The following is a 13,755-nucleotide window of genomic DNA, read 5'->3' on the forward strand; positions in this document are numbered from 1 at the left end:
AACCTTAAACGTCAGCAGCCGGACCGCCGATCGGTGTTTCCGGACGCGGATCCTGTGCCACCGGAGGAGTTCCGGAGGTACCGGCGCCGCCTGACCAGTCGCGAGGCTCACGAGGCGTACGACCCGCCATGATGTCGTCGATCTGATCAGCGTCGATCGTTTCGTACTTCATCAAGGCATCAGCCATGGCGTCGAGCTTGTCACGGTTATCGGTGAGGATCTGCTTGGCCGTGCCGTAGCACTGATCAATGATGCTGCGCACTTCGGAGTCGATCAACTTGGCCGTCTCACCGGAGAAGCTTGTACCCTGACCGCCACCGCCGCGACCGAGGAACACTTCGCCCTCTTCTTCTGCGTACATCAACGGGCCGAGTTTTTCCGACAAGCCCCACTTGGTTACCATGTTCCGTGCAATCTGGCTGGCACGCATGATGTCGTTTGACGCACCGGTGGTGACGCCGTCGAAGCCCAAGGTCATTTCTTCAGCAATACGGCCGCCGTACAACGAGCAGATTTGACTGATCAATGCACGCTTGGACAGGCTGTAGCGATCTTCTTCCGGCAGAAACATGGTCACACCCAGCGCACGGCCGCGCGGGATGATCGACACCTTATAGACCGGATCATGCTCAGGCACGACGCGCCCAACAATAGCGTGACCTGCCTCGTGGTAAGCGGTGTTCTGCTTCTCTTTTTCGGACATGACCATGGATTTGCGCTCGGCGCCCATCATGATCTTGTCTTTGGCCAATTCGAACTCTTTCATTTCGACGATGCGCTTGCCGGCGCGGGCCGCGAACAACGACGCTTCGTTCACCAGGTTAGCCAGGTCGGCACCGGAGAAACCAGGGGTACCACGAGCGATCACAGCCGGAGCGACGTCGTCACCCATTGGCACTTTTCGCATGTGAACCTTGAGAATCTGCTCGCGACCACGGATATCCGGCAGACCGACGACAACCTGACGGTCGAAACGACCCGGACGCAGCAACGCAGGGTCCAGTACGTCCGGACGGTTGGTTGCAGCGATGACGATAATGCCGTCATTCATTTCGAAGCCGTCCATCTCTACCAGCAACTGGTTGAGAGTCTGCTCACGCTCGTCGTGACCGCCACCCATGCCGGCACCACGGTGGCGACCGACGGCGTCGATTTCATCGATGAAGATGATGCATGGAGCGTGTTTCTTGGCCTGTTCAAACATGTCGCGAACACGGCTGGCACCAACACCGACAAACATTTCTACGAAGTCGGAACCGGAAATGGTGAAGAACGGCACTTTGGCTTCGCCAGCAATCGCCTTGGCCAGCAGGGTTTTACCGGTACCAGGTGGACCCACCATCAGCACGCCGCGAGGAATGCGACCACCCAGACGTTGAAACTTGCCCGGATCACGCAAGAACTCGACCAGCTCACCGACTTCTTCCTTGGCTTCGTCACAACCAGCAACGTCACCCAAGGTGGTTTTCACCTGATCCTCGGAGAGCAGGCGCGCTTTGCTCTTGCCGAAGCTCATTGGCCCGCCCTTTCCACCGGCGCCGCCCTGCATCTGCCGCATGAAGAACATGAACACGGCGATGATCACCAGGATCGGGAAGCTAGCGACCAAGAGCTGAGTCCAGATGCTTTGCTGTTCAGGCTGCTTGCCTTCGACTACGACATGGTTGTCCACGAGGTCGCCGATCAGACCGTTGTCCTGGATTGCCGGACGAATGGTCTTGAAGCTGTCGCCATCGTTGCGTTTGCCGGTAATCACGTAGCCATCAACCGCTACGCGCTCGACCTTTCCATCCTTGACCTGCTGGATGAAGTCGGAATAGTTGAGGGTCTGCGGCTCGTTAGGGCTGGAGAAGTTGTTCATCACTGTCACCAGGACAGCCGCGATGATCAACCACAGGATCAGATTCTTTGCCATATCGTTCAATTAACTACCCTCTGAAGCAAGCTCCGCTAATGGCGCGCGCTTCGCATGATATTCACCGGCCTAACTTACTACATTACCTACGACTCTGGCAGGCGCCGTCTGTAACCCTTTGTGAAACACTTTCTACACAATATTCGCTAATGCTCACGGGGCGAAATACGAAAATCCTATCGACCCGCAAAAAAACCTCGATTTACTCACTACGGCCGCGGTAGCCCCAAGCCAGCATGTATTGCTCGCGGGAACTGCCACGGGAAGAGTCCGGCTTGATCATCTGGACCTTGTCGAATTTCTGACGAGCGTCCTTCACGTAAGCATCAAACCCTTCGCCCTGAAACACCTTGATCACGAAATTACCACCCGGCTTGAGTATCCGAGCCGCCAGATCAAGAGCCAGCTCACATAGAAACATGGCTTTTGGCATGTCCACCTCAGGCGTACCACTCATATTGGGGGCCATATCGGAAATCACAAGGTCCACCTGCGAATTACCCACGGCCTCAAGGATCTGAGCGAGCACTTCGTCCTGGGTGAAGTCACCCTGGATGAAAGTCACGTCCGGAATGCTGTCCATTTCCAGGATGTCCGAGGCGATCAGACGCCCCTGACCACCGATCAGCCGACTAGTGACCTGCGACCAGCCGCCGGGCGCCGCACCCAGGTCGACAACGCTCATACCCGGACGGATCAGCTTGTATTTCTCCTGGACCTCCAGAAGCTTGTAACTCGCACGCGAGCGGTAACCATCCTTCTGCGCCTGCTTCACATAGGGATCATTGACATGTCTTTTCAGCCAACCAAGGCTTGTCTTGGAACGCGCCATTGGGCACCTCGATGATAAGGGTCGTGATTAATTGGGCGGATCCACGAACCCTCGGGTAAAATGGCCGCCATTTTACAGAATCCAGACTAAAGGGTCAGATTATGCCGCTCACTCAAGAGCAGAAGAAACAGTACAAATCCATTGGCCACCATCTGAAACCAGTTTTGACTGTGGCTGACAACGGTTTGACTGAAGGTGTGTTAGCCGAACTTGAACGCGCTTTGGCGGATCACGAGCTGATTAAAATCAAGCTCAACATCCTCGATCGCGAGTCGCGCCTGGCGAACATTGCAGAACTGTGCAAGGTCGGCAAAGCGGACCTGGTTCAGGTCATCGGCAAGATGGCACTGATTTACCGCAAGAACTTCAGCGTCAACAAGCAGCTGTCGAACGTCCATCGCTTCAAGTGATGACAAGGGTCAAGGGTGTGCTTCGCGCACCCTGCCGCTCCATCCAGGCACCGGCTGCAACACCAGCACCAGCCCGGAAAAGCCCAGAACAAGATAGCTGAACACCTGCCAACGCACGGCATCCGGCCAACCGATACGCACCGCGACATACATCGCACACGCGAACAGCGCCATCAGCAGAAGTTGCCCGCGAGTATCGCGCCATAGACTGGCAAGGCCCTCGGCCTGAACCAGCACCAAAGCCTGAAAAATCACACACGCTGCGGCGAACCCCACCATCAGCGCATCAAGCATGCCTGCGATTTCGTCGATCAGCAGCGGTGCCAGGCCAATTTTGCCCAGCACCGGCAGCAGACCGATGTGCAATAGCCACAGACCACCAACCCACAACATCTGAGTCAGCTGCCAAAGCAAGGCGCCCGCGCGTAGCGGGCGCCTGCGCTTAGATGTGGCGAACTTCGACAATCTCGTACTCGATAACGCCGCCAGGCGTTTTCACGGCAACCACATCACCCTCTTCCTTGGCAATCAAGGCGCGGGCCAATGGCGAGCCGACCGAAATCTTGCCGAGCTTGAAGTCAGCCTCATCCTCACCAACGATGTGGTAAGTGACGCTTTCATCCGTCTCGACGTTGGCGATTTCAACGGTGGTGCCGAAGATCACTTTGCCGGTGTGAGGAATGGTCGTGACATCAATGATCACCGCGTTTTGCATGCGGCCTTCGATGTCGCGGATCCGCGCCTCGACCATACCTTGCTGCTCGCGAGCAGCGTGGTATTCGGCGTTTTCTTTCAAGTCTCCCAACTCGCGGGCCGTACCGATGTCCTGGCTGAGCTTCGGACGGACGACCTTGGTCAGGTGAGCGTGTTCTTCTTCCAGGGCTTTAGCGCCCTTGACGGTCATTGGGTATTTGATCATGCCTTCAATCCTGCGTGTAGATCCTGCAAGCGGCGCACGGTCTTCTCGGGACCGAACTTCAGCGCTTCGCAGATAGCTTCGCCAGCAGCAATGGTAGTGGTGCAGTAAATCTTGTGCTGCAAGGCATTACGACGAATGGAATACGAATCAGCGATCGACTGACGACCTTCGGTGGTGTTGATGATCAGGGTGACTTCGTCATTCTTGATCATGTCGACCACGTGCGGACGACCCTCGGTCACCTTGTTCACACGACGCACTTTCAGGCCTGCGGCTTCGATCAGCTTGGCAGTACCGGCAGTGGCGACCACTTCGAAGCCCAAGTTGATCAGATCACGGGCCACGCCTGCAACCAGTGGCTTGTCGTCATCACGCACGCTGATGAACGCGGTACCACCGGTCGGCAGCACTTCGCTGGCGCCCATTTGGGCTTTGGCAAACGCTTCACCGAAGGTGTCGCCCACGCCCATCACTTCACCGGTGGACTTCATCTCTGGGCCCAGGATCGGGTCCACGCCAGGGAATTTGGCGAATGGGAACACCGCTTCTTTCACACTGTAGAAGTTCGGAATGATTTCTTTGGTGAAGCCGATTTCCTTCAGGGTTTTACCGGCCATCACGCGAGCCGCGATCATCGCCAGGGAAACACCGATGCACTTGGACACGAACGGTACGGTACGGGAAGCGCGCGGGTTGACTTCGATGACGTAGATGTCTTCGCCTTGCAGCGCCAACTGAACGTTCATCAGGCCGACAACGCCCAGTTCCAGGGCCATTTTCTTGACCTGTTCGCGCATCTCGTCCTGGATGTGTGCAGGCAGCGAGTACGGCGGCAGGGAGCATGCAGAGTCACCGGAGTGAACGCCGGCCTGCTCGATGTGCTGCATGATTGCGCCGATCACTACGTCGGTGCCGTCGCAGACCGCATCCACGTCCATTTCGATGGCGCAGTTGAGGAAGTGGTCGAGCAGCACCGGGCTGTCGTTGGACACTTTCACCGCGTCGCGCAGGTAGCGCTTGAGCTCTTCTTCTTCGTAAACGATTTCCATCGCACGGCCGCCCAGTACGTAGGACGGACGAACCACCAGCGGGTAACCGATCTTGCTGGCCGCACGAATCGCTTCGTCTTCGCTGCGCACAGTGGCGTTTGGCGGCTGACGCAGGTTCAGGCGCTCAACCATTTGCTGGAAGCGCTCACGGTCTTCGGCACGGTCAATAGCGTCAGGGCTGGTGCCGATGATCGGCACGCCAGCTTCTTCCAGGGCACGAGCCAGTTTCAGCGGGGTTTGGCCGCCGTACTGGACGATCACGCCTTTTGGCTTCTCGACGCGGCAGATTTCCAGCACGTCTTCCAGGGTCACCGGCTCGAAGTACAGACGATCGGAGGTGTCGTAATCGGTCGAAACGGTTTCCGGGTTGCAGTTGACCATGATGGTCTCGTAACCGTCTTCGCGCAGCGCCAGTGCCGCGTGTACGCAGCAGTAGTCGAACTCGATGCCTTGGCCGATACGGTTTGGACCGCCGCCGAGGATCATGATCTTGTCGCGGCCCGACGGCGCGGCTTCGCACTCTTCCTCGTACGTCGAGTAGAGGTAAGCGGTGTCGGTGGCGAACTCGGCCGCGCAGGTGTCAACGCGCTTGTAGACCGGGAAGATTTCCAGCTTGTGACGGTGGCGACGCAGAGCCTTCTCGGTCACGCCCAGCAGCTTGGCCAGACGCATGTCGGAAAAGCCTTTGCGCTTGAGGCGGAACATCAAGTCGTGGTCGATGCTGGCCAGACCCAGGGTCTTGACCTTCTCTTCTTCCTTGATCAGATCTTCGATCTGCACCAGGAACCACGGGTCGATCATGTTCATGCCGAAGATGTCTTCGACCGACAGGCCGGCGCGGAAGGCGTCAGCCACGTACCAGATACGCTCGGCACCCGGCACGGTCAGTTCGCGCTTGAGCACGCTCATGCTTTCCGGGTTGCTCAGGTCGAGCTTCTCGTCCAGACCGCAAACGCCCACTTCCAGACCGCGCAGGGCTTTCTGCAGGGATTCCTGGAAAGTCCGGCCGATGGCCATGACTTCACCGACCGACTTCATTTGAGTGGTCAGGCGCGCGTCGGCTTTCGGGAATTTCTCGAAGGCGAAGCGTGGCAGCTTGGTGACGACGTAGTCGATCGACGGCTCGAAGGATGCAGGAGTAGCGCCGCCGGTGATTTCGTTCTGCAGCTCGTCCAGGGTGTAGCCGATCGCCAGCTTGGCAGCGATACGCGCAATCGGGAAACCAGTGGCTTTCGAGGCCAGTGCCGAAGAGCGAGATACACGCGGGTTCATCTCGATCACGACCATACGGCCAGTGTCGGGGCAGATGCCAAACTGAACGTTGGAGCCGCCGGTTTCCACGCCGATCTCACGCAGTACCGCCAACGAGGCGTTACGCATGATCTGGTATTCCTTGTCCGTCAGGGTCTGTGCCGGAGCAACGGTGATCGAGTCACCGGTGTGCACGCCCATCGGGTCAAAGTTTTCGATGGAGCAGACGATGATGCAGTTGTCCTTCTTATCGCGGACAACCTCCATCTCATATTCTTTCCAGCCGATCAGGGATTCGTCGATCAGCAGCTCTTTGGTCGGCGACAGGTCGAGACCGCGGGCGCAGATTTCTTCGAACTCTTCACGGTTGTAAGCGATACCGCCACCGGTGCCGCCCATGGTGAAGGACGGACGGATGATGCACGGGAAGCCGAGCTTCTCGAGGACCACGTTGGCCTCTTCCATGCTGTGGGCGATACCCGAACGCGGGCAGTCCAGGCCGATGGATTTCATCGCCTTGTCGAAGCGCGAACGGTCTTCAGCCTTGTCGATGGTGTCAGCGTTGGCGCCGATCATCTCTACGCCGAACTTCTCCAGAACGCCTTCGCGCTCCAGATCCAGTGCGCAGTTCAGAGCGGTCTGGCCACCCATGGTCGGCAGCAGCGCGTCCGGACGCTCTTTCTCGATGATCTTGGCAACGGTCTGCCACTTGATCGGTTCGATGTAGGTGGCGTCAGCCATGTCCGGATCGGTCATGATGGTCGCTGGGTTGGAGTTCACCAGGATGACGCGGTAACCCTCTTCGCGCAGGGCTTTACAGGCCTGGGCGCCGGAGTAGTCGAATTCGCAGGCCTGGCCGATCACGATCGGGCCAGCGCCGAGAATCAGGATGCTTTTAATGTCTGTACGTTTTGGCATGGGTTTGTCACTCAAATCCGCAGGTCAGTCGGCAAGCCGTCTTGTTCAATCTTTGAAGACCTGAGGGGGCCACCGTGTGTCGGGACCGCCCTCAAGCTTTGCTACATCAAAGGCGAGCGATTAGCGTCGCTTGGCCATTTCGTTGATGAAGCGATCAAACAGTGGTGCTACGTCGTTCGGGCCAGGGCTGGCTTCAGGGTGACCCTGGAAGCTGAAGGCGCTCTTGTCGGTACGCTCGATACCTTGCAGGGTGCCGTCGAACAGCGATTTGTGGATCGCGCGGACGTTGGCTGGCAGGGTCGCTTCGTCTACCGCAAAACCGTGGTTCTGACTGGTGATCATCACCACACCGGTGTCCAGATCCTGGACCGGGTGGTTGGCACCGTGGTGACCGTGACCCATCTTCAGGGTTTTGGCACCGGAGGCCAGGGCCAGCAGTTGGTGACCAAGGCAGATACCGAAGACCGGAATTTCGGTTTCCAGCACATCTTTGATCGCCTGGATCGCGTAGTCGCAAGGCTCCGGGTCACCAGGGCCGTTGGACAGGAACACGCCGTCCGGCTTCAATGCCAGCGCTTCAGCCGCTGGTGTCTGCGCGGGCACTACCGTCACGCGGCAACCGCGCTCGACCAGCATACGCAGGATATTCAGTTTGACGCCGTAGTCGTAGGCAACTACGTGGTACGGCAGCTCGGAGGCTTCGATAGTCGCGTGGCTGTCGGTTTTCAAATCCCAGACAGTCGAGCGCCACTCGTATTTCTCTTTGGTGCTGACGACTTTCGCCAGGTCCATGCCTTTGAGGCCAGGGAACCCCTGAGCGGCGGCGATGGCGGCTTCTTCGGAAATGTTGTCACCGGCCATGATGCAGCCGTTCTGCGCGCCCTTTTCACGCAGAATGCGTGTCAGGCGGCGAGTGTCGATACCGGCGATTGCCACAACGTTGTTGGCTTTCAGGTAGTCGGACAGAGACATCGTGTTACGCCAGTTGCTCGCAACCAACGGCAGGTCACGAATGACCAGGCCAGCGGACCAGACTTGGTTGGACTCGGCGTCCTCCGGCGTGGTGCCGGTGTTGCCGATGTGCGGGTAAGTCAGGGTAACAATCTGTTGGGCGTAGGAAGGATCGGTAAGGATTTCCTGATAGCCGGTCATTGCGGTGTTGAACACCACCTCACCAACGGTTTGACCGTCGGCTCCAATGGCTTCGCCGCGAAAAATGCTGCCATCAGCAAGGGCGAGTATGGCTGGCTTAGTCAAGAAGACCTCCCGTAAATAAAGCCTGAAAGGGCGATCGCAGGTTGTAAAAAAGCGGAGTGACGTATGGACACGTCACCCCGCTTCTTCACCGAATAATTCTGCGCGCTTTTAGTGGACACACTAAAGCTGTAGCTTACAGAAAAAGGCATTTTTGGTCTACCGCCAATGAGCCTTAAAGGCCGGAGAATGCGACAGGACGTCGCTTGGCGTAATAAAACCGGGCCCAAACACTGTGTTGGAACCCGGTTTCGGGCGCATCTTAACGCAGATCGAGTACGTCTTGCATGTCGTAAAGACCCGGTTCACGACCGTCCAGCCACAACGCAGCACGTACCGCGCCCTTGGCGAAGGTCATGCGACTGGACGCTTTATGCGTGATCTCCAGTCGCTCACCCTCACAGGCGAACAGCACCGTATGGTCGCCGACCACATCACCACCGCGAACAGTGGCAAAGCCGATCGTTTCACGCTCGCGAGCACCGGTATGGCCTTCACGGCCATACACCGCAACCTTCTGCAGATCACGATCCAGGGCATTTGCGATGACTTCACCCATGCGCAGAGCCGTACCTGAAGGCGCATCGATTTTGTGCCGATGATGAGCCTCGATGATCTCGATATCCGCGTCATCACCCAGCACACGAGCAGCCATGTCGAGCAGCTTCAGCGACAGGTTTACACCGACACTGAAATTGGCTGCGAACACGATCGGAATTTCCTTGCCGGCCTCGGCCAGCAGTTGCTTCTGCGCGGCGTCCAGCCCTGTCGTGCCGATCACCATGGCCTTGCCCGCCTTACGGCAGAACGCCAGGTTTTTCAGCATGACTTCCGGGAGCGTGAAGTCGATCAGCACGTCAAACTCATCAGCCACTGCATCCAGATTGCCGGACAGTGGAACGCCGATCCGCCCCAGCGAGGCCAGCTCACCAGCATCCACGCCAATCAGCGTACTGCCGGGGCGCACGATGGCTGCCGTCAGCCCGGTCAGCGGTGCGCGTTGCTGAACCGCCTCGACCAGAATCTTGCCCATGCGCCCGGCAGCGCCCATCACAGCTATACGTCGCATGCCGACTCCTTACAAATCGCCGAAGAAGCGCTTCACGCCTTCGAACCAACCCGTGGTTTTAGGCGAATGGCTGTTGTCATCTGCCAGCGAGCTACGGAACTCTTCCAGCAGTTCGCGCTGACGACGCCCCAGATTGACCGGGGTTTCGACCGCCACTCGGCACATCAAGTCACCAGCACCGCCACCGCGCACTGGCGCAACGCCCTTGCCGCGAACACGGAACTGCTTGCCGGTCTGAGTCCCTTCAGGGATTTTCAGTTTGACTCGACCATCGAGGGTCGGAATCTCCAACTCACCACCCAGCGCAGCATCGACAAAGCTGATTGGAACTTCGCAGAACAGGTGCTTGCCGTCGCGCTGGAAGATCGCGTGCTCACGCACGTTGATCACCACGTACAGGTCGCCAGTCGGACCACCCTGAGCCCCCGCCTCGCCTTCGCCGGACAGACGAATTCGATCACCGGTATCGACGCCGGCCGGCACTTTCACCGAAAGGGTTTTGTACTCTTCGACACGACCTTGACCGTCGCACGAGTCGCACGGATCGGAAATGATCTTGCCCTGGCCATGGCAGCGCGGGCATGTCTGCTGCACCGAGAAAAAGCCCTGCTGCATACGGACTTGACCGATACCGCCACACGTCGGGCAAGTGATCGGCGAGGAGCCTTTCTTGGCACCCGAACCGTCGCACGGCTTGCAGTTGACCAATGTCGGAACACGGATATTCACGGTCGTGCCGCGCACCGCTTCTTCCAGATTCAGTTCCAGGGTGTAACGCAGGTCGCTGCCGCGCTGAGCGCCGCCACGAGAACCGCCGCGACCGCCACCGAAGAAGTCACTGAAGACATCACCAAAGATGTCGGAGAAGTTCTGACCGCCAAACCCGGCACCACCGCCGCCCATGCTCGGATCGACACCGGCATGACCATACTGGTCGTAGGCCGCACGCTTGCTGGAATCGGACAGGACTTCGTAGGCCTCGTTGGCCTCCTTGAACATATCTTCCGACGCTTTGTCATCGGGATTACGGTCCGGGTGGTGCTTCATCGCCAGGCGACGGTAGGCCTTTTTCAGGTCTGCTTCGCTAGAGCCACGCTCAACACCCAATATTTCGTAATAGTCACGCTTTGCCATAAGTCTTTGCACTCTTAAGGACGTCCGGCAAACCTCTCCTGAGCCTTGCCAAACTCGTTGAGCCCCAATACAGGCCCGGACCCAACTCACGTCAATTCAACGATCCTGGTCTTTGATTCGATGCGGTACTTTCAGCTCGAAAAGCAGGAGCATTCCCGGCCATACCGCCAACACACGAGCCTTGTCGCATGCTGTAAAAATTCGCTAACTCCAGACACGCCAACGCGGGAGCAAGCCCCCGCGCGGCGACATCCTACCAGTCACTGCCTAAAGGCAGTCAACCGGCCGACCAACAACTTACTTGTGGTCTTTGACTTCTTCGAACTCAGCGTCGACGACGTCGTCAGCCTTCTCAGCCGATTCGCCTTGCGGTGCAGCACCTTCAGCAGGTTGAGCCTGCTCGGCGTACATCTTCTGCGCCACTGGAGCGGAGACTTTCGACAGCTCTTCAACCTTGGCTTCGATCGCGGCCTTGTCGTCGCCTTTGACAGCGGCTTCCAGCGCAACAACAGCAGCTTCGATTGCAGTCTTCTCTTCAGCAGTCACTTTATCGCCAGCGTCTGCGACCATTTTGCGAGTCGAGTGAACCAGCGCATCGCCCTGGTTGCGAGCGGTTGCCAGCTCTTCGAACTGGCGATCTGCGTCGACGTTGGCTTCAGCATCGCGAATCATCTGCTGAATCTCTTCCTCGGACAGACCGGAGTTGGCCTTGATCACGATCGACTGAGTCTTGCCGGTAGCCTTGTCTTTGGCGCCTACGTGCAGAATGCCGTTGGCGTCGATGTCGAAGGTCACTTCAATTTGTGGCACGCCACGTGGTGCTGGTGGAATCTCGGCCAGGTCGAACTTGCCCAAAGACTTGTTCTGAGCGGCTTGCTTACGCTCACCTTGCAGCACGTGAATGGTCACAGCGCCCTGGTTGTCGTCGGCAGTCGAGAACACTTGCGATTTCTTGGTAGGAATCGTGGTGTTTTTCTCGATCAGCGCGGTCATCACGCCGCCCATGGTTTCGATACCCAGAGTCAGCGGGCTAACGTCCAGCAGCAGAACGTCTTTCACATCACCGGCCAATACTGCGCCCTGGATAGCAGCACCCATGGCAACCGCTTCGTCCGGGTTCACATCTTTACGCGCTTCTTTACCGAAGAACTCGGTCACCAGCTTCTGAACCAGTGGCATACGGGTCTGACCGCCGACCAGGATCACGTCGTTGATGGCGCCAATGTCGATGCCGGAGTCTTTCAGAGCGATGCGGCAAGGTTCGATGGTGCGTTGAACCAGGTCTTCTACCAGCGCTTCGAGCTTGGCGCGGGAGATTTTCACGTTCAAGTGCTTAGGACCGGTGGCGTCTGCAGTGATGTACGGCAGGTTCACGTCGGTCGAATTGCTCGAAGACAGTTCGATCTTGGCTTTTTCGGCGGCTTCTTTCAGGCGCTGCATGGCCAGCGGGTCACCTTTAAGGTTCATGCCGCTTTCTTTCTTGAATTCGTCAACGAGGTAGTCGATCAGACGAATGTCAAAGTCTTCACCGCCCAGGAACGTGTCACCGTTGGTGGCCAATACTTCGAACTGGTGCTCGCCATCGACTTCAGCGATTTCGATCACGGAAACGTCGAAAGTACCGCCGCCCAAGTCGTAAACGATCACGGTGTGATCGCCCTTCGCCTTGTCCATACCGTATGCCAGAGCGGCTGCGGTTGGTTCGTTGATGATACGTTTTACGTCCAGGCCCGCAATACGGCCGGCGTCTTTGGTAGCTTGACGCTGGCTGTCGTTGAAGTAGGCCGGAACGGTGATCACCGCTTCGGTCACTGGCTCGCCGAGGTAGTCTTCGGCGGTCTTCTTCATTTTCTTCAGAATTTCAGCCGAGATTTGTGGCGGCGACATTTTCTGGCCGTTCACTTCAACCCACGCATCGCCGTTATCAGCCTTGGCGATTTTGTACGGGACCATCTTGATGTCTTTCTGTACGACTTCTTCGTCGAACTTACGACCGATCAGACGCTTCACCGCATACAGGGTGTTGTGCGGATTGGTCACAGCCTGACGCTTGGCCGATTGACCAACGAGGATTTCACCATCGTTGGCGTAAGCGATGATCGACGGCGTGGTACGCGTGCCTTCAGCGTTTTCAATAACTTTGGCTACGCCGTTTTCAAGCACGGAGACGCAGGAGTTAGTAGTCCCCAGGTCGATACCGATAATTTTGCCCATGTTCACTCTCCCGAAACTTTGGATTTGGTTGCCGCAGCAGTGGTGGCTAACTGCGGTAGCACTTAAACGCTTGACTTCTAAATGGGGGCCTTGCGGCTAATTTCAAGCCTGCTCGTCAATCGAAGGCGAAACCGGTGCCGGCGCCTTGCTGACCACGACCATGGCCGGGCGCAGCAGGCGACCGTTGAGCTGATAGCCCTTCTGGAACACCTTGAGCACGCTGTTCGGCTCGACGTCGGCGCTTTCCTGCATGGCCATTGCCTGATGCTGAACGGCGTTGAATGGTTCGCCATGCGGATCGATCGCTTCCAGGTGATAACGCTTCAGGGTGTCCTGGAACATTTTCAGGGTCAGCTCGATGCCTTCGCGCATTGGACGAATGCTTTCGTCGTCCGGGCTGGACAACTCCAGACCGCGCTCCAGGCTGTCGATGATCGGCAACAAGTCACCGGCGAATTTCTCCAGTGCGAACTTGTGAGCCTTTTCTACATCCTGCTCGGCGCGACGGCGGACGTTCTGCAGATCAGCCGCTACACGCAAAGCCTGATCATGAGCGCCAGCCAATTGCTCTTCGAGCACTTGAACACGAGCCGCCAGCTCATCACCCGAGACCTGGGCAGCCTGATCGGCGTCTAGATTTTGCGTATCCACTGTCTGTTCGTCAGCCATAGATTTCTCCTTTCAATATCGTCCGCGAGCTCAACTCGCGCTTCTGCCCAGCTATATGGGGCCGCAAAATTCAGCTTCAAGGGGCGCTGATTTATTAACCCTACAAAAAACACCTGCATTG

11 protein-coding genes are annotated in these 13,755 nt (G+C 57.6%); 1 reads left to right on the forward strand and 10 read right to left on the reverse strand.

The annotated features are described in order from the left end of the window. Positions 1-4: 4 nt before the first annotated feature. Positions 5-1,915, reverse strand: a complete 1,911-nt coding sequence (gene ftsH, locus JFU47_RS13525) for an ATP-dependent zinc metalloprotease FtsH (RefSeq protein WP_140681647.1) — start codon at positions 1,913-1,915, stop codon at positions 5-7. Between the two features lie 202 nt (positions 1,916-2,117). Further along, positions 2,118-2,747, reverse strand: a complete 630-nt coding sequence (gene rlmE, locus JFU47_RS13530) for a 23S rRNA (uridine(2552)-2'-O)-methyltransferase RlmE (protein ID WP_007900501.1) — start codon at positions 2,745-2,747, stop codon at positions 2,118-2,120. Between the two features lie 101 nt (positions 2,748-2,848). On the opposite strand from rlmE, the gene JFU47_RS13535 reads away from it, so the two are divergent. Further along, positions 2,849-3,157, forward strand: a complete 309-nt coding sequence (locus tag JFU47_RS13535; RefSeq protein WP_008005472.1) for a YhbY family RNA-binding protein — start codon at positions 2,849-2,851, stop codon at positions 3,155-3,157. A gap of 9 nt (positions 3,158-3,166) precedes the next feature. On the opposite strand, the gene JFU47_RS13540 is transcribed toward JFU47_RS13535, so the two are convergent. From JFU47_RS13540 to grpE, 8 genes are all read right to left on the reverse strand, one after another. Then, positions 3,167-3,571 carry an MFS transporter gene (locus JFU47_RS13540; protein WP_201183499.1) on the reverse strand — a complete coding sequence of 135 codons (405 nt, stop codon included), beginning with the start codon at positions 3,569-3,571 and terminating at the stop codon, positions 3,167-3,169. 28 nt (positions 3,572-3,599) lie between these two features. Next, positions 3,600-4,076, reverse strand: coding sequence for a transcription elongation factor GreA (gene greA, locus JFU47_RS13545; protein WP_046045786.1), 477 nt, complete (start codon positions 4,074-4,076; stop codon positions 3,600-3,602). Further along, positions 4,073-7,294 carry a carbamoyl-phosphate synthase large subunit gene (carB, locus tag JFU47_RS13550; protein WP_201183501.1) on the reverse strand — a complete coding sequence of 1,074 codons (3,222 nt, stop codon included), beginning with the start codon at positions 7,292-7,294 and terminating at the stop codon, positions 4,073-4,075. The genes greA and carB overlap by 4 nt, the downstream gene beginning before the upstream one ends. Before the next feature lie 120 nt (positions 7,295-7,414). Further along, positions 7,415-8,551 carry a glutamine-hydrolyzing carbamoyl-phosphate synthase small subunit gene (gene carA / locus JFU47_RS13555; RefSeq protein WP_201183504.1) on the reverse strand — a complete coding sequence of 379 codons (1,137 nt, stop codon included), beginning with the start codon at positions 8,549-8,551 and terminating at the stop codon, positions 7,415-7,417. A 259-nt stretch (positions 8,552-8,810) separates the two neighbouring features. Beyond that, the gene (dapB, locus tag JFU47_RS13560) at positions 8,811-9,617 is read right to left on the reverse strand and encodes a 4-hydroxy-tetrahydrodipicolinate reductase (RefSeq protein WP_140681655.1); all 807 of its coding nucleotides are present in this window, start codon (positions 9,615-9,617) and stop codon (positions 8,811-8,813) included. 9 nt (positions 9,618-9,626) lie between these two features. Continuing rightward, positions 9,627-10,751, reverse strand: coding sequence for a molecular chaperone DnaJ (gene dnaJ, locus JFU47_RS13565; RefSeq protein WP_201183506.1), 1,125 nt, complete (start codon positions 10,749-10,751; stop codon positions 9,627-9,629). Between the two features lie 297 nt (positions 10,752-11,048). Beyond that, positions 11,049-12,965, reverse strand: a complete 1,917-nt coding sequence (gene dnaK, locus JFU47_RS13570; protein ID WP_008149038.1) for a molecular chaperone DnaK — start codon at positions 12,963-12,965, stop codon at positions 11,049-11,051. Between the two features lie 102 nt (positions 12,966-13,067). After that, the gene (grpE, locus tag JFU47_RS13575) at positions 13,068-13,634 is read right to left on the reverse strand and encodes a nucleotide exchange factor GrpE (RefSeq protein ID WP_111450471.1); all 567 of its coding nucleotides are present in this window, start codon (positions 13,632-13,634) and stop codon (positions 13,068-13,070) included. Positions 13,635-13,755: the final 121 nt, after the last annotated feature.

The sequence above is a fragment of the Pseudomonas sp. TH39(2020) genome (genome assembly GCF_016650715.1).
Taxonomy (GTDB): Bacteria; Pseudomonadota; Gammaproteobacteria; order Pseudomonadales; family Pseudomonadaceae; genus Aquipseudomonas; species Aquipseudomonas mandelii_C.